Genomic DNA, 16,669 nt, shown 5'->3' with positions numbered 1-16,669 from the left:
GCCGATTACGGCTAGCGGTTGGCGGCGATCGACGCGAGCTGCTGGGTCAGATAGCTCTGCGTCGATTGCATCGATGCCACCATGGTGTCGAGTGCGGTGAATTGTGCGGTGTATATTTTTTGCATACTGTCCAGATGGGCCTGGAATGACGCTTTTTGGTCGGTGATGGATTTGATCGAATCATTCAGGCCGCTCGTCCTGGATGTGATCAAGCCGCTCGTGCCGATGAAGCCGGTGGTCAGGCTCGTCAGCTGGACCGCGTAGCCCTGTGAAAAGTTGACGGTGCCGCGCGCGCCGATGCTGCCGCCGTTGATGCTCAGTTGCAGGCCTTCGGTTACCGAGCCGGCCGCGCCGCTCAGCGTCTGGCCGTTGCCGGTGGCCTGGACGCCGCCAATGGTGCCGGCCACGTCCAGCCCGGTGGTGGGGGTGGCGGTGCCGAACACGCCGGCGACCGTGGAGCCGGTAACGTCGGACAGGGTCAGGTTGGAGCCGCTGCCCCATTTGGTGGATGACAGCACGAGATGGCCGGTTGAATCGATCGATGCGGCCACGGTATCGCCGGTCCCGGCGAAACCCGAGTTGCCGTTGATCGAGGAACTCAGCAGCGCGGCCAGCGCGCTGGGACTGTAGTTACCGGCCGGGATCGCGATATTTTGCACCTTGCTCGCGGTCGTCGGGCTGGTCTGGTTCAGCGTTACCGACCAGGTGGTGTTGGCCGCGATCGTCGTGGTCGCGGGCAGAACGCCGGTGCTGGCGAGCGTGGCCTGCGTCGCCATCTGCGTGATATTGAGCGCGTAATTGCCGGGCTGCGTCTTGGCCGAGGACCCGGTGACCGTGACCAGGCCGTCGCTGGCCTGCCCGACGGCGGCAAACAGGCCGGCGATACTGTTGAAGTTGCTCGTCATCGCTGTGTTCAGCTTGGTCGAGTCGACCGTGAGGGAACCGTCCTTCTGGAAGCTGATGCCGATCTGGCTCAGCGTCGTCAGGCCATTCTGTCCTTGCACTGCAGTGTCGAGCTGGGCGCGCAGTTGGCTTCGGATGCCGCGGACCGTGAAATCGCCTTGCAGGGCGCCGGCTTTCTTGGTGGTCGGATCGTAGCCGCTCAGGCTCGAGATGGTCGTGTTCAGCGTGTTGTAGGCCTTGACGAAGCCGTTGATCGCATCGCTCACCGACTTGGTGTCGCGCGCGATGGTGAGCGTCGAGGTGCCGGTCTGCTTGGTGCTGATCGTGACGCCGTCGATCGCGCCGCTGACGTCGGTGCCGTGACCCTGGACCGCGATGCCGTTCACGCTCAAAAGCGTGTCCTGGGCGGCGCTGGTTTGCTGCATGCTCTGCGTGCCGGACGGGTCGTAGTTCAGCAGGCTGGCCAGTGCCGGATCCGCGGCGGCGCCGCCTGCCCCGCTGACCGTGATCTTCATGGCGGCGTTGGCACCGGTTTTATTCGAGGTCAGCACCAAATGGTAGGGATTATTGCTGCCGTCCGAAACGATGCTCGCGGTCACGCCGACGTTGGCATTGTTGATCGCGTCGCGGATGCCAGCCAGGGTCCCGCTGCCCGTGGCAACGTTGACGGTGCCGAGCGGCTGCGTGCCGTCCAGCGTGAAGCTGGAACCGGTATAGCTGCCGCCGGTACCGGCGGTCAAGCCTGCCGCTGCGGGATTCGAGCCTGCAACCGTGATCGGAGTGCCTGCAGCCGAGACCAGGCTGACGGAAGCGGTGGCGGTCGTGCTCGAGCCGTTGTTGGCCGTGCCGCTGTTGCCCAGTCCCCCCGTGACGCTGCCGCTCACCGTCTCGGTGACGTTGATGTTGGCGCCGTTTGTCGCGGTAAATTGCAGGGTGCCGGCGGCGGCCGTGCCGCTGACGGTGATGCCGGCCGCGGTGAGCGCCTGCGTGGTCGCGTTGTTTCCGCCAAGGGTGGCGTCGATCGACGCCGGGGTCACGCCGGACCCCGCGGCGACGCCTGCGCCCTGGGTCGCGATCTGTATGCCGCCCACGGTCAGCGCGTAGCTGCTGCTGGCGCCGGTGGCGACGTTGCCGAAGGTGCTCGCCGTACCGTTGCCGAAGAGGGCGGCGGCGGTCTTGGTCGCGGTCACGTTGGCGCTGACGCCGGTGGTGCCGGTCAGGGTGTTGATGGCGTTCGCGAGGTCCAGGGCGCTCTTGGTCGTGCTATCGGTCGCGATCGTCGTGCCATTGATGGACAGCGCGCCTTTTGCGATGCCACCGGTCGCGGTCGTCGTCGGAAGCGCGGTACCGTTGACGCCAAAGCTGCCGCCGCCGACGCTGCCGAATTGGAAACTGATCGTGGCGGCGGCTCCCGTGCCGATCGTCGCGGTCGTGCTGGTCTGGCCCGCGGTGTTCAGGCTTTGGGCCTTGGCCAACTGGCGTACGTTGACCTGATAACTGCCGGGCACAGCGGTGCTGGTGGCCGTGGCGCTCAGGATGGTGGTGTCGCTCGAATTGCTGGTAAGCGCCTGGAAGGTCGAGCTATTGCTCAGGGAAGAAAGCGATCCCTGGAAGGTGCCGATTGCACCGCTCAGCTGGCCATAGGACGCGATCCGGCCCTGCAGCACGCCCGTTTTCGTGTCATATGCTTGCAGCGGTAACGACTCGGCCGCCATCAGCTTGCTGACCAGCCCATTGACGTCAAGGCCGGACCCGATGCCGGGGGAATTGATGCCCATCACGATTCTCCTGTTGAGCCACTAATGTAAGTGATTATCGGCAGGAGTAATGCGTACTTGAGAGCTGGAAATATGTGCTAATTTCGCCGCAGGATGCGGATATGCGCGGGTGCGCTGAACGGCGCAACCCGATACGCCGCCCAAGGCGGGGCAGCGTCATGGCGGCGGGGACGGCGTCTGCGCCGTCAAGCCTTCTGGTGGATCAGCAGGCCCTGCATCTTGTCGATCGACTTGGCGATCCGCAGCGCCTCGGCCGACGGGATCTGGCGCACGACTTCCTGGGTGTTCTGGTCGATCAGCTTGACCACGATCTCCTTGCTGTCGTGGTCGACCGAGAATTGCAGCGTTTGCGACGAGCCGGGGAGCGACTCGTTCAGTTTCTTGACGGCGGAGTCGACTTCCTCCCGGGTCGGGGCGGCGGTCTTCACCGCTGGATCGGTTTGCATCCTGCTGGGGTTTGCTGCTGTCGTGCCGGCTGCAGAATCGGCGGCGGGAACTGTGCGGTCGTCGAGTTTCTGGGTGAAGGGCGAGCCGAGAGGTTGGATGTTCATGATAGTCCCTAGCAGAAAATCCCCGGCCGGATCATCGTCCGGCCGGGGCGTTGCACTACACCTATCGAAGTGCTACGGCCTTTACGCTTAGCCGCGCAGCAGCGACAGAACGCCGTTCGGCAGCGAGTTCGCCTGTGCCAGCATCGAGGTACCGGCCTGCTGCAGGATTTGCGCACGGGTCATGTTCGCCGTTTCCGAAGCGAAGTCGGTGTCGGTGATGCGGCTGCGCGACGCCGACAGGTTCTCGTTCGAGCTGGCCAGGTTCGAGATCGTGCTGCTGAAGCGGTTTTCCAGGGCACCGAACTGCGCGCGCTGCTTGTCGACTGCCGACAGGGCGGCGTCGGCGATCTTGATCGCTGTTTGCGCCCCGCTGTAACTGGAGATGTCGATCGACGCGACCGACTGCAGCTTCGAGCTGGTACCGCCGGCAGACAGGGCAAAGCCACTGCCGGCATCGGTCATCGAGAAGCTGTTGGTCGAGTCGAGCGTGACGGTGCCGTTGATGAAGCTCTTCGCGGCGGCAGCTTTCATGTCGTTCACCGTGGTCAGCGAGCCGGTGGCGGTGTAGCTCGCGACGTTGAACGTGCCGACTGCCGCCGAGTTTACCAGGTTGATGTCGTTACCGGTCGAATTGGTCAGCTTGATGCTGTTGTTTTTCTGGTCGTACTCGGCAGTCACACCCGTGTTGGCGGTCTGCGCGTTGATCGCGGAGATGCCGGCGGCATAGTCCGTTGCCGAGTTGACGGTTGCGCCCGTCGAGAACGAGATCGTCACCGGGCTACCGTTGTCCGACTGCATCGTGAACTGGTAGGAGCTGTTCACGCCCAGCGCCAGGCTGGCGGTGGTTTTGGCCGTGGCCGTGACGCCGGTGCTGCCAGTGTTGTTGTTGATGTTGGCGGCGATCGACTTGGCCGTGTCCGTAGTCGCCGTGGTGATGGTTGCGGTGCCGATCGACCCGTTGACCGTCAGCGAGCTCGCTTTGGCGTTGGTGGCGGTGCCGCTGACGGCGACCTCGTCGGCCACCATGTTATTGTTTCCGTAGACGTTGGTCAGGAAGTTGGCGCCGGCGGCCTGGATGGTCTGGCCAGCATTCGCGCCGACCTGGAATGTGGCGGTGCCCATCGAGCCGTCCAGCAGGTTCTGGCCGTTGAACGAAGTGGTCTGGGCGATGCGGTTCAGCTCCGAACCCAGCTGCGTCACCTCGGTCTGCAGCGCCTGGCGGTCGCTCGAGGTGTTCGATGCGTTCGATGACTGGACGGCCAGCTGGCGGATACGCTGCAGGATGTCGCCCGAGCTCGAGAGTGCGCCTTCGGCCGTCTGGGACATCGACACGCCGTCGTTCGCGTTGCGCGTTGCCTGGGTCATGCCGTTGATCTGCGACGTCATGCGGTCAGAAATCGCGAGGCCGGCGGCGTCGTCTCTCGCGCTGTTGATGCGCAGGCCCGACGACAGGCGCTGGATCGAGGTCTGCAGCGAGGCTTGCGACGTGCTCAGGTTGCGTTGAGCGTTCAGGGATGCAATGTTAGTATTGATTGCCGAGGACATGGTGTCTCTCCAAACTTGGTCTTACGTGGTGCGGCGACGTGCCGCTCGTTCACTTTGGTCTGCCACGCTGTTCCGTGACAATCAAACCGCTGTTGATGCAGGTAACGGTGCTGTACGGAAAAAGTTTAGGCCCTAACGCGAATTTTTTTGTTTTTCTGCCGGCCCGCTCTGTTTTCCGCGCCCGTGTTGTTCAGCTACGGAGGAAACCGTACAGCTTGTCCAGGCTCGACCAGCCGCTGGCATGCAGCGCCCCGTTGACGCGGCGCGCGAACGTGCTCTGGTGCTGGAAACGGCGGCAATAGACGTGCACGGTATTGACCAGGGCGTTCGCGTCCGGCAATTCGCCATCGTTGTTGCAACGCGCGGCCAGGATAAGACGCAACAGGCCGAAACGCGCCACCAGTTGCAGATAGGCGTCGAATGGGTTGATGCCGTAACACGGGAACAAGGTCAGGAACATTTCGTTGAGGACGTAGTTCTCGAGCAGGTGCGGCGCCTGTTCCAGGGCGCGTCCCAGGCGTTCCAGTCCTCGCGTATAGGAGGCGACGAGGGCGTCCGCGGTCGTCTGGCCGCTCGCGTCGGCGCCGAGGTTGGCGCCGATCATGTGCACCTGCTCGGCCTGCATCCTGGACGTGGAGGAGAATCCCCGATCGGCCAGCAAGGTCGAGAACACCATCGCCTGCGCTTCGTGATTCGGGCGAAGGTCGTGCAGCGCGCCGACGATGCTGCCCTGCTCGATCAGGGCGGCGAAATCGTCCAGCAGGGCGGGCACGGCGGCATGTTGTCCGTTGGCCAGCGTGGCGTTCAGGCGTTCGCAGAATACGCCCAGGATCGCCAGCCGCTGCCACAGCGCCAAATCGGTCGTGCGCATCAACTGCAGACAGAATATGCGAACGTCGTTCACTGCGGCAGTGGTCAGGCCGAAACCGGCAAATCCCTCGATCACGTCCGCCTGCCGCATCGTGATGCTGTCTTCGACGAAATCGAAGGCGTCCGCGTGCAGCAACGCCTGGCGTGCCGCTTCCGGGCACGACAGGTTCAGGGCCTGCTCATGCTGGCCGCGGAAACGACGGGTCTGGCGGGGGTAGGTAAAACAGGTGTTCGACAGATGACTCTCGTCGAGGTTCTTTTGCACGGCGCAGAGGCCGCACGACATGGCCGGGCAGCTTTGGCTGGCAGGATCGAGCGTGATCTTGCCATAGTGCAGCTCATCATTGTCGGTCGCGCGCGAGCGTTTGACGTGCTTGGCGAATATCGGTTTCAGTTCCGGATGGGTGGAGTTGCGGTAGGCATGGAACGTCTTCTTGTCGAGTGTCACCAGCCAGCCCGAACAGCAGTTGTCTTCACATGCGGAGCCGATGCAGGCGAAACGCGTCACGTAACGCGGCAACAGGGCGGGCAGGGTTTTAGTGGGATGCAGAATGGACATGTTAATCCTAACTATAGATCTCGCGGCAGGCATCCGGCGTCGGGGCCATGCGCCGCGTGGCGAGCTGGCGGAACGCTTCGCGTGCGATTTCCGCACGGTTCAGGCCGGGAATCCCCGGCGAGCGAAGTGGGCTGGACATTTTGGGACGTTTCAGTTGCAATATGGAATTCATATTGCAGCCATCGTAAGCTGCCGCCAGGAAATCAAACCGCTGATAAAACGCGGAATCACGACTCAGTCTCTCGGACTGTAGTAACGAAGGCGTGCCAGATCAGTCCCTCGCCACGATCACCCGATTCTTCCCGCTCTGCTTGGCCTGGTACATGGCCCGGTCCGCGCGCGCCATCAGGCTGACCTGGTCCTCGTTCTGATGGCGCAGGGCCACGCCGCACGAGAACGTGATCAGCATCTTCTCGTTTTCGTGCAAGAAGAAATGCTTGGTCAATTCCCGCTGCACGCGCACCATCGCGGCGGAGGCCGCGTCGACAGTCGTTTCCGGTAACAGGATGAGGAATTCCTCGCCGCCGAAGCGGGCGATCACGTCCATCGAGCGCAGCGTCTCCCTGACGACCTTCACGAGGTGGCGCAGGGCATTGTCGCCGGCCAGGTGGCCGTAGGTATCGTTGAGCTTCTTGAAATTGTCCAGGTCGAGCAGGGCCACGCACAGCGGCGTGCCGCGGCGGTCGGCGCGTGCGCTTTCGCGTTCGAATACATCGTCCAGGCCGCGGCGGTTGAGGCTGCCCGTCAACTGGTCTTCGCGCACCAGTTCGCTCATATGCTGCAGCTTCGCTTCCAGGTCGCGGATGCGGACTTCCGCTTCCTGCACCTCCTGGTGCGCGGCCAGCATCCGGTCGCGCGACGCCATCGCCTCGGCCTGCACGAGCTTCGTCTCGCGCAGCACTTCTTCCAGTACCTCGTTGAGTTCCTCGATGTTGCCGGCACCGCGGATGCGCTCGGAAAAGCCGCCGATCTTTTCGTGGAAGTCGCCGGTCGACGCCGCCACCGAACCGAGCCGGTCGATGAACGTCATCATCATGTTCTTGACGGTCGCCTTGACGTCCGCGATGCCGTGTTTCAGCTGGCCTTGCTTGTAGATGACGTCCTTCAGGCTGCGCGTGGCGTCTTCCAGGGCGCGGTGGTCGAGCGGACCGGCGATGAGGTCTTGCACGGCCGCGATCTGGCCGCGCATCCAGCTGTCGTCGTCCAGCAGCTCGGACACGTTCTCCAGCAGCAGCTTGAACAGGCGCAGCAGCAACTCCTGCTGCTCGGCCGTGTCGCCGCTCTTGAGTTCGATCTGATAGCACAAGTCTTTCAAACGCCCGGCGATTTCCTGCAGCGCATCCTCGCCGTGCGCAACCTTGACGGCGGCGCCCAGCGATTCGGCCTCGCCCGACAGGTTCGGCGTGCCCGACAACAGCGATGCGACGGCGAACGTGAGCGTGCGGCTGAGCAGGTCGCGCAGCAGCTTCGCTTCGCCGCTCTCGGCGCCCAGCGCGAGGACGGGGTGGGTATGGCGGCGCAGGTGTTTCTCGGCCAGTTGCGATAGCAGGCGCGCATAGCCGTCCCAGTCGCGCTGCTTGACGGCGCGGTTGAAGCGGACGCCGAACTCGGCCAGTTCGCCCGGCGTGTCGGCCAGCTTGTGGGCAAATCCGGACAGCACGGTCTCCGCGCCGGGGTCAGGCGGCGGCGGCACCGGCGGCAGGACGTCGACGCCGGCGATCTCGTTATAGATCTCGCGGTAGGCGTCCGGCGTCGGCGCGATGCGCCGCGTGGCAAGCCGGCGGAACGCTTCGCGCGCGATTTCCGCCGGGTTCAGGCCGGGTACCCCCGGCGGGCGTTGTGAGCTGGACATTTTGGACGTTGCAATATGGAATTCTTATTGTCGCCATGGTAAGCCGCTGCCACAAAATCAAATCGCCGATAAAGCGCGGAATCACCACTCAGTCTCACGGACTGTATTGACAAGGCGCGAAGTCAGTCGAAGTCAGTCAATGAGCTGATTACGGATCGCGTAATGCGTGAGTTCGGCACTGGTCTTGAGCTTCATCTTGGCCAGCAGGCGCGAGCGGTATTCGCTGACGGTCTTCACCGACAGGGAGAGTTCGCGCGCGATCTCGCTGACGGTCTTGCCGGAGGCAATCAGGGTGAGGGTCTGGTATTCGCGGTCGGACAGCGCCTCGTGCACGGGCGCCTCGTGGTTCTCGCCCAGTTGGGCCGCCAGCACCTGGGCCAGCTGGGCGCTGACGTAGCGCTGGCCGCCCGCCACCTGGCGGATCGCGTTGACGAGCTCCTTCGGCGCGCTCTGCTTCGTCAGGTAGCCGGCGGCGCCGGCCTTCAGCGAACGGATCGCGTACTGGTCCTCGCGGTGCATGGACAGCATCAGCACGGCCAGCTCCGGGTTTTCGCTCTTGATCTGTTTCAGCACTTCGATGCCGTTACGGTCGGGCAGGGAGATGTCGAGCAGCATGACGTTACAGCGCGATTTGCGGAACAGCTTGACCGCATCGAGACCGGACTCGGCTTCGCCGGCGACGACGATGTCGCGCTGTTCGGCTAGGATTTGCTTGAGGCCTTCACGTACGATGGCGTGATCGTCTGCAATAAAAACGCGGATGCTGGCTTTTTCTGTCATGCTTGGGTGGATTCGCTGCGTCCGGCCGCGGGGGCGGCCAGCCTGATCTTGACGACGACCATCGTGCCACCTCCGGGCGCCTGCGACAAGCTGAGCGTGCCGCCCAGCGCGCGGGCGCGTTCGCTCATGCCGCGCAGGCCGAACGATTGGGGCTTGAGGCGGTCGGCGGGCGTGATGCCGCGGCCATTATCGCAGATGCTGAGCGTCAAGTGCTGGCGCTGGCGGCGCAGGCTGATCGTCACGCGCGTGGCGAGCGCATGCTTGGCGATATTCGTCAGCGCTTCCTGGACGATGCGGAACAGCGCGGCCGCCTGGTCCGGGTCGAGGTCGATTTCCTTGTCGGCGCTGCGGAATATGCAGGCGATCCCTATCTGCTTCTCGAATTCGCGCGCCTGCCACTCGAGGGCGGCCACGATCCCCAGGTCGAGCGTGCTGGGACGCAGGTCCAGCGAGATGCGGTGCACGGCTTCGATCGTGCGGTCGACGAGGTCGTCCAGGTAATCGGCCTTGTCGCGCAGTGCCGCGTCGTCGGGTAGGCGCGCCGCCAGCATGGCGAGGGCCATCTTGATCGCCGTGAGGTTGCCGCCCAGGTCGTCGTGGATTTCGCGCGCGATGCGGGCCCGTTCCTGTTCCTTGACCTGCTGGATATGGTCCGTCAGCTCGGCCAGGCGCGCGCGCGAACGCCGCGTCTCCTCCTGCTCCTGCTTGCTCGCGGTGACATTGGTCATGATGCCGTCCCACTGGACGCCGCCGCCATCCAGCGGCAGCGGCGTGGCGCGCAGGCTGATCCACTTGACGTCGTTCCAGGCCTCGACGCAGATGCGGCCTTCCCAGTTCCACGCGGTCAGTGTCGCCTGCGAGGCCGCCATCGCGTCGTGCCAGCCTTTGCGGTCCTCGGGCAGGATCAGCCGCACGAAGCGCTCCGGGTCTTGTTGCAGTTCAGACACCGACAGGCCCAGCAGCGCCATGCACCCCTCGCTCAGGTAGGGGTAGGCCATGGTGCCGTCGGCGTGCAGCACGAACTGGTAGACGAGGCCGGGCGTGTGGTTGACGACGGCGTTGAAGCGCGCCTGGTATTGCTCGAGCGCCATGCCCGCCGCCAGTTCCAGCGACAGATCGTCGCCGATCGCGAGGATCAGCGAGCGGCCGTCGCGCACGATGCGCAAAAAGCACAGTTTGATCGGATACGTGCTGCCGTCGGCCCGGCGGTGGCGCGTGCGCAGGCTGACCTGGTCGCCGATTTCCTGGCCCAGCGAAGCCAGCAGCGCGACCAGTTCGCCGCGGTCGAGCTGCGGCGCCAGGTCGAGCAGGGTCATGCCGCACAATTGCTTGAGCTCGTAGCCGAGATTGTGGCGCGCCGCCTGGTTGACGTCGACGAGATGCAGCGTATCGGCATCGAACAGGTAGATTTCCGTGGTGGACGCCTGCATGGCGGGGGCGAGAACGGGCCTCACCGTATGCGTCTGATCAAGCGGTCTGGACGTGTCGGGGCTCATGGTCATGTCAACATTGTCGCTTAGCGCCGGCGCGCGCGCCACTGGACCACGAAGCGGCGCAGCACCCGCATGGTGCGGCTGGCATGGCGGCCTTGCGCATCGGCCGGCCGTGGACGGAGCCGGCGCAGCACGCGCCTCAGTCCGACCCGCAGCCCGCGCAGAGCATGGCCCGCCAGATGGTAGGCGCGGCTCGCGCGCAAATAATCGAGGCAACGGGCCTTGGCGGCCATGAACCAGCCGTGGCAGCGCGCGAACCAGCCGACCGCCAGCAGGGTCGGCAGCGTCAGCACGTACAGCCGGGCCACGACGGCCGCGCCGCCCACCTTGGCCACCACGATGGTCGCGATGCCGGACAGCGCGTGGCCGTGGGCGATGGCGACCAGGGCCAGCACCTTGACGGGCAGGAGCAGCAGGCCCGGCAGCACGAAGGCGCACAGGGCGCCGTACGGCGGGAGCGTGCGCACGCGGCCCTCCAGCGCCGCCAGCGCGGGCCAGCGCACGAGGGCGCGCGTCAGGCGCATGCCCGTGTCCCAGCACCATTCCTCGACGAGCAGCACCAGCGCCGCCAGGTACACCAGCGGCGCAAACATCCGGCTGCGTGGAAGGGCTCGTGTCATGGCCTCATGATACGGTAAAACCGGCAAAGCACAGGCGCGCGCGCGTTGTCGAAGGCGCTACAATAGGCGCATGAACAAGGCATTTGTAAAAGAGTCCGATAACGACGACGATGACGACGCCCTGGCGCTTGCCCAGGCGATACCTGCCGGCTCCAAGAACTACATCACCCCGGCCGGCCACCAGGCCATCAAGGATGAGTTGCTGCAGCTGATCGACGTCGACCGGCCGGAAGTGGTGCGCGTCGTGCACTGGGCCGCGTCCAACGGCGACCGTTCGGAAAACGGCGACTACATCTACGGCAAGCGCCGCCTGCGCGAGATCGACCGGCGCATCCGCTTCCTCACCAAGCGCCTCGATTCCGCCTTCGTCGTGGACCCGTCCGTCCATCACGGCAACGACCAGGTGTTCTTCGGCGCCACCGTCACCTATGTCAACAAGGCGGGCGAGGAGCATACCGTCACCATCGTCGGCATCGACGAACTGGATCCGCTCAAGGGCAAGATCAGCTGGGTCTCGCCGGTCGCGCGCGCGCTGACCAAGGCGCGCGAAGGCGACGTCGTCATGCTGCACACGCCGCAAGGCAATGATGAACTGGAAATCCTGAGCGTCGAGTATCCGGCGCCGGCCGCAGATTGACGGACCCGCTCCCTGCCATGCGGCGCAATCGTGCCGCCGCTGCTAAGATGGACGGTTTCACCGCACCGATCTCATGAACCGCTCTCCAGATGCCGCGCATGCCGCGGATCCCCTGGCCGCCCTGCGCGCCGCCACCGCCGGCCGCCATGCGGCGCTCGACAGCGGCCTGCCCATCGGCTCTCCCGACGCCTCCCTGGACGACTACACGGCCCACCTGGCCCTGCTGCGTGCCTGGCTGGCTCCGCTGCAGGCGTGGCTGGCCCGCTTTGCGGATGGCCCGGCGTTCGATCACGAAGCCCGCCTCGGCCTGATCGAGACCGATCTGGCCGAGGCGGGCGCGTCGCTCCATGGCGACGTCGTCACGTTCACGGACGCATGGCCGGCCGCAGCGAGTCCCGCCTACCGCTGGGGCGTGCACTACGTGATCGAAGGCTCGCAACTGGGCGGCGCCGTGCTGTACGAGCGCCTGCGCGAACGCCTGGCGCCGCACCGGCTGCGCTACCTGAAAGGCGACGCGGCCGGTCCCGGCCCCCGCTGGCGCGCCTTCATGCAGGCGCTGCGCGCCGGCGTGCGCACGCCGGACGAGATCGCGGACGCCTGCGCGGGCGCGTGCGCGGCCTTCGACAGCATCCTCGAATTGCGCACCGGATCGCGTCCACCACAGTCCTGAATCGATTGCGCCGCCGGCACAGGTAATCGACCGGTTCGGCTGTCCGTGCCCGTTTGCATGGCAAATAAAGCATGGTCGATCATGGTGCCGGAAGGTCGGTGATTCCAGGCACATTCCTGTTTTTTTCCAACCAGGAATTTCGTAATGGAATAGCCGGTATTAAACCCTGTGCCGTGCCGTCCGCCGCTCTGTCAGTGCCTGTTCCGACTATGGGCGGCTCTTTCTATTTCTATATTCAAATATTTTCTGAAAATAATATGTAAGCGGAAACGAGCCGATTAATCCGGGGCGGTCGATAAAGTTGAGGTTGAATAAAATCGTCATATTCAAATAACGCATCATCATTTCGTCCGAAAGACCACATGGGGAAATGATGAGGCAATTATACGAATACCATCCTGTCGTCGGTTATCGCTACATTCCCTGCCTGCGGGCCAGGATCCCGCATGAAGGCGGGGGATATCTCATGCAGGTCAACGAACAGGGTTTCCGCGCCGACCGGCCGTTCGTGCGGGCGCGCACGCCCGGGCATCGGCGGGTGCTCGTGTTCGGCGATTCGTTCACGGCCGGCGACGCCGTGCCCAACCGCCAGCGCTACACGGACCTGCTGGAGGCGCGGCTGCCCGATGCCGGCATGCCGTCCGTCGAGTTCTACAACTTCGGCCTGTCGTCGACCGGGACTGACCAGCAATACCTCATCTGGCGCGAATTCGCCCGCGATATCGAGCACGACCTCGTCGTGATCGCCGTATTCGTCGAGAACATCCGGCGCGTCGCCGCGCAATTCCGCCCGCACCGCGACGAGCACGGCGTGGAGCGCATCTACGCCAAGCCCTACTACCGGCTGGAGAACGATACGCTGCAGCTGTGCCACGTACCGCCGCGGCGCGAACCGTACGAGGACCACGAACTCGATGCCGCGCAGGCCGCGGCGGTCGACCAGGGCGGGCGCTTCCTCCTGCTGCGCAAGATGGTCACGAAACTGGGGATGCGCGACATGGTCCAGCATCTCACCCAGTATCAGCCGCTGCCGCACTACGACTCGCCCGACAGCCCGTCCTGGCGCCTGATGCGCGCGATCCTGACGCAATGGATCCGCGCGCTCGACCGGCCCGTCCTGTTGATGCCGCTGCCGCTGCCGCAGCACCTCGACGAGACGTGCGATGCCGCGGCTTACCAGGCCCGCTTTGCCGAGCTGGCCACGGAAACGGGCTGCCGCCTGCACGATCCGTTGCCCGACCTGCTGCGCATCCCGCCCGCCGCGCGGCGCCGGCTGCGCTGGGAAAAAGACATCCATTTCACGCCGGCCGGTCACGACGCCCTCGCGCGTTCGCTCGCACCCGTCATCGCGGACATGCTGGGCGCAGGTCTGGCCCGCGCGAGCTGAGGAGGCATCATGGGCAAGACCATTCTCGGCATCGCCGGCTATTACCATGACGCGGCGGCGGCGCTGGTGCAGGACGGCGCAATCGTCGCGGCCGCGCAGGAAGAACGCTTCACGCGCCGCAAGCACGACCCGTCGTTCCCCGTCAACGCCATCAACTACTGCCTCGAGGAAGGCTTCGTCGACGCCGCCGACCTCGATGCGATCGTCTTCTACGACAATCCGCTGCTGACGTTCGACCGCGTCGTGCAGAACGCCTGCGCCGGCGCGCGCCACGGCGACGCGGCCGGTGCGCGCGCCCTGTTCGCGCAGGCGGCGGGCGCGGTGCTGGGCGATAAGATCTGGGTGAACGAACACGTGCGGCAGACGCTGGGCACGCTCGGGCGCGCCGGCCGCGTGCTGTTCGCCGAGCACCATATGGCGCACGCGGCCAGCGCGTTCTACCCGTCGCCGTTCGACAGCGCCGCCGTGCTGACCATCGACGGCGTCGGCGAATGGGCCACGAGCACCCTCGGCATCGGCCACGGCCGCAAGCTGGAGCTGTTCGCCGAGATCGACTACCCGCATTCGCTGGGCCTGCTGTACAGCGCGGTCACGAGCTTTTGCGGCTTCAAGGTCAATTCCGGCGAGTACAAGCTGATGGGGTTGGCGCCATACGGCCGGCCGCGCTACGCCGGGCGGATCCGCGAACACCTGATCGACGTCCGCGCCGATGGGTCGTACCGGCTCGACATGGCTTACTTCGGCTGGCTGGACGGCATGGCGATGCCGGGCCCGCGCTTCGCCGACCTGTTCGACGGCCCGGCGCGCCAGCCCGAGACGCCGATCACGCGGCGCGAGATGGACCTCGCGGCCAGCATCCAGCAGGTGACGGAGGACATCGTGCTCAAGACGGCGCGTCACCTGCGCCGCCTGAGCGGGGAGCGCCGGCTCGTGCTGGCGGGCGGCGTGGCGCTGAATTGCGTGGCCAACGGCAAGCTGGCCGCGGCCGGCATCTTCGACGACATCTGGATCCAGCCCGCCGCCGGCGACGCGGGCGGTGCGCTCGGCGCGGCGCTGCTGGCGCACCACATGGCATTCGAGGCGCCGCGCCGGCGCGCGCCCGGCGAGGGCGATGCCCAGCGCGGCAGCTACCTCGGGCCGCGCTATTCGAGCGACGAAATTCTCGCCTTCCTCGACCGCAAGGGCTATCCGTACCGGCGCATCGCCGACCGCGGCGAACGTCTGGCGCTCGTGGCCGAACACCTCGCGGCCGGCAAGATCGTGGGTTGGCTGTCGGGACGGATGGAGTTCGGGCCGCGCGCGCTGGGGGCGCGTTCGATCCTCGGCGACCCGCGCAACCCGCGCACCCAGGCCACGATGAACCTCAAGATCAAGTTCCGCGAATCGTTCCGCCCGTTCGCCCCGGCCGTGCTGCGCGAGCGCTGCGCCGAGTATTTCGATTTCGACGGCGACAGCCCCTACATGCTGATGGTGGCCCCCGTGAACGGGATGCGCCGCCTGCCCATGGACATGAGCGCGTTCGACAACGGCGACGACGACATGATGGCGCTCATCAACCAGCCGCGCAGCGACGTGCCGGCCGTCACCCACGTCGACTACTCGGCCAGGATCCAGACCGTCGACAAGGACAGTCACCCGGAGTTCCGCGCGCTGATCGAGGCGTTCGAACGGTTGACCGGCTGCCCGCTGCTCGTGAACACGTCGTTCAACGTGCGCGGCGAGCCGATCGTATGCAGTCCGCAGGACGCCTACCGCTGCTTCATGCGCACGGAGATGGATCTGCTGGTGCTGGAAGACATCGTGTTGTGGCGCCGCGAGCAGCCGCAGCTCCCGGATGACGAAGACTGGAGGAAGACCTATGAGCTCGATTGACGACGCGGCCGTGCGGGACCTCGCGGCGCCGCTGTTCGACGCGCTGACCGCCGGCTGCGCGCCCGGTCAGGCACCGTTCCCGCTGCGGCCGAATCCGCGCCTGACCAGCTATTACGCGCAGCGCACGCGCACGACGATGGACCTCGACGGTTTCCTCGCGCCGTCGTGCCTCGATGCCGACGAGTTCGGCGCGCGGCTCGCCGCGCACTGGCGCGCGCACGGCCATCCCGAGTTGGCGGCGCTCGCGCCGCAGGTGGCCGAGGCGGCGCGGGCACTGCACGCACTGTATGTGGCGGCGCGGCCGCAGGCGGAGCTGTCGCCCTATGTCTACCAGATGTTCTAGGTGTCCGAAAGCATGCGCAACCTCGATGCGGATATGGCCGCCGTGGCGGTCGCACAAGCCTCGCCGGCAGGCTTTGTTGCCGTGCCTGCGACCACCTTGCCTTGCGGCGTCACCGTGCCGGCGTTTGCGGTGGCGCGCTGGCTGGCGGCGCGCGGACGGGATGACGAGGTCGTGCTGAGCGCGTCGGCGCCGCCCTGGGTGCGCATCGGCTATCACGCGGCGCGCCGCGCCTGCGCGCAGGCGGGCCTGGGGCTGCTGACCGAATTGCAGGCGCTGGCCATCGCGCACGATCTCGCCGCGCAAGCCGCCAACTGGAGTGGGGGTGCCGTCGGGGCGGGCCGGCTGTTCCAGGGGCTGCACCGCGGGCGGTACCACGCGGCCCAGCCGGCCTGCGTGGTGTCGCCCGATCCGCTCGAGCGGCGCTGGCATGTGCTGTCGAACGGGGAACGCATTTACGACTTCGCGGGCAACGCGTTCAGCTGGGTGTTCGACGACGCGCAGGGCGATGCCGAGGGCATCGTCATGCACAGCTTCGCACCCGATTCGCCCACCTTGGCGACGCCGCCCGGCGCACCGATGCAGCAGGGCCTGGGCTGGTGGCCGCGGGCCGGGCGCAGCTGGTGGGGCAGGGCGCTGGCGCGCGGCGGCAGCTGGTCGTCGCAGGACGGCGCGGGCATATTTACCGTCATCGACGAACGGCCGCACGCGGCGCGGCCATACGTCGGGTTCCGGTGTACGTTGGCGTTGTAGGTGGGCGGTCCAACCGCCAGCGGCGCAATGGCGACAACGGATGCGCCGTCCACGCAGTG

At 65.8% G+C, this 16,669-nt stretch carries 15 protein-coding genes; 6 read left to right on the top strand and 9 right to left on the bottom strand.

The genetic code is table 11. The features are described from left to right. Positions 1-11 precede the first annotated feature (11 nt). The 9 genes from fliD to BVG12_RS13760 form a co-directional block, all read right to left on the bottom strand. Positions 12-2,681: a flagellar filament capping protein FliD gene (fliD, locus tag BVG12_RS13795; RefSeq protein ID WP_075792889.1), complete on the bottom strand. Its 2,670-nt coding sequence runs from the start codon at positions 2,679-2,681 to the stop codon at positions 12-14. A gap of 185 nt (positions 2,682-2,866) precedes the next feature. Further along, positions 2,867-3,232, bottom strand: coding sequence for a flagellar protein FlaG (locus tag BVG12_RS13790; protein ID WP_075792888.1), 366 nt, complete (start codon positions 3,230-3,232; stop codon positions 2,867-2,869). An 87-nt stretch (positions 3,233-3,319) separates the two neighbouring features. After that, the gene (locus BVG12_RS13785) at positions 3,320-4,777 is read right to left on the bottom strand and encodes a flagellin N-terminal helical domain-containing protein (RefSeq protein WP_075792887.1); all 1,458 of its coding nucleotides are present in this window, start codon (positions 4,775-4,777) and stop codon (positions 3,320-3,322) included. 190 nt (positions 4,778-4,967) lie between these two features. Next, the gene (fliB, locus tag BVG12_RS13780) at positions 4,968-6,206 is read right to left on the bottom strand and encodes a flagellin lysine-N-methylase (protein WP_075792886.1); all 1,239 of its coding nucleotides are present in this window, start codon (positions 6,204-6,206) and stop codon (positions 4,968-4,970) included. 7 nt (positions 6,207-6,213) lie between these two features. Next, positions 6,214-6,345, bottom strand: coding sequence for a hypothetical protein (locus BVG12_RS35530; RefSeq protein ID WP_267877483.1), 132 nt, complete (start codon positions 6,343-6,345; stop codon positions 6,214-6,216). Positions 6,346-6,477: 132 nt separating this feature from the next. Beyond that, a complete protein-coding gene (locus BVG12_RS13775; RefSeq protein WP_075792885.1) occupies positions 6,478-8,058 on the bottom strand; it encodes a GGDEF domain-containing protein in 1,581 nt (526 codons plus the stop codon). Positions 8,059-8,190: 132 nt separating this feature from the next. Next, positions 8,191-8,838 carry a response regulator gene (locus BVG12_RS13770; protein ID WP_075792884.1) on the bottom strand — a complete coding sequence of 216 codons (648 nt, stop codon included), beginning with the start codon at positions 8,836-8,838 and terminating at the stop codon, positions 8,191-8,193. Then, a complete protein-coding gene (locus BVG12_RS13765) occupies positions 8,835-10,292 on the bottom strand; it encodes a PAS domain-containing sensor histidine kinase (protein WP_229503877.1) in 1,458 nt (485 codons plus the stop codon). Before BVG12_RS13765 ends, BVG12_RS13770 begins: the two co-directional genes overlap by 4 nt. Before the next feature lie 62 nt (positions 10,293-10,354). Continuing rightward, entirely contained in the window at positions 10,355-10,951 is a 597-nt protein-coding gene (locus tag BVG12_RS13760) for a hypothetical protein (protein ID WP_075792882.1), read from the bottom strand. Between the two features lie 70 nt (positions 10,952-11,021). On the opposite strand from BVG12_RS13760, the gene greB reads away from it, so the two are divergent. From greB to BVG12_RS13730, 6 genes are all read left to right on the top strand, one after another. Continuing rightward, positions 11,022-11,588: a transcription elongation factor GreB gene (gene greB / locus BVG12_RS13755; RefSeq protein ID WP_075792881.1), complete on the top strand. Its 567-nt coding sequence runs from the start codon at positions 11,022-11,024 to the stop codon at positions 11,586-11,588. A 73-nt stretch (positions 11,589-11,661) separates the two neighbouring features. Then, positions 11,662-12,258, top strand: coding sequence for a biliverdin-producing heme oxygenase (locus tag BVG12_RS13750; protein WP_075792880.1), 597 nt, complete (start codon positions 11,662-11,664; stop codon positions 12,256-12,258). A 466-nt stretch (positions 12,259-12,724) separates the two neighbouring features. Then, on the top strand, positions 12,725-13,645 hold the full coding sequence (locus tag BVG12_RS13745) for an SGNH/GDSL hydrolase family protein (RefSeq protein WP_075792879.1): 921 nt from the start codon (positions 12,725-12,727) through the stop codon (positions 13,643-13,645). Between the two features lie 9 nt (positions 13,646-13,654). Next, positions 13,655-15,517, top strand: a complete 1,863-nt coding sequence (locus BVG12_RS13740; protein ID WP_075792878.1) for a carbamoyltransferase family protein — start codon at positions 13,655-13,657, stop codon at positions 15,515-15,517. After that, positions 15,504-15,860 carry a hypothetical protein gene (locus tag BVG12_RS13735; protein ID WP_075792877.1) on the top strand — a complete coding sequence of 119 codons (357 nt, stop codon included), beginning with the start codon at positions 15,504-15,506 and terminating at the stop codon, positions 15,858-15,860. The genes BVG12_RS13740 and BVG12_RS13735 overlap by 14 nt, the downstream gene beginning before the upstream one ends. 12 nt (positions 15,861-15,872) lie before the next feature. Next, the gene (locus BVG12_RS13730; RefSeq protein ID WP_156895632.1) at positions 15,873-16,610 is read left to right on the top strand and encodes a hypothetical protein; all 738 of its coding nucleotides are present in this window, start codon (positions 15,873-15,875) and stop codon (positions 16,608-16,610) included. The last annotated feature ends 59 nt before the right edge of the window (positions 16,611-16,669 follow it).

The organism is Massilia putida (assembly GCF_001941825.1).
Lineage (GTDB): Bacteria > Pseudomonadota > Gammaproteobacteria > Burkholderiales > Burkholderiaceae_D > Telluria > Telluria putida.
The sequence above is the reverse complement of the archived record's forward strand: the minus strand, read 5'-3'. Positions and strand labels throughout refer to the sequence as shown.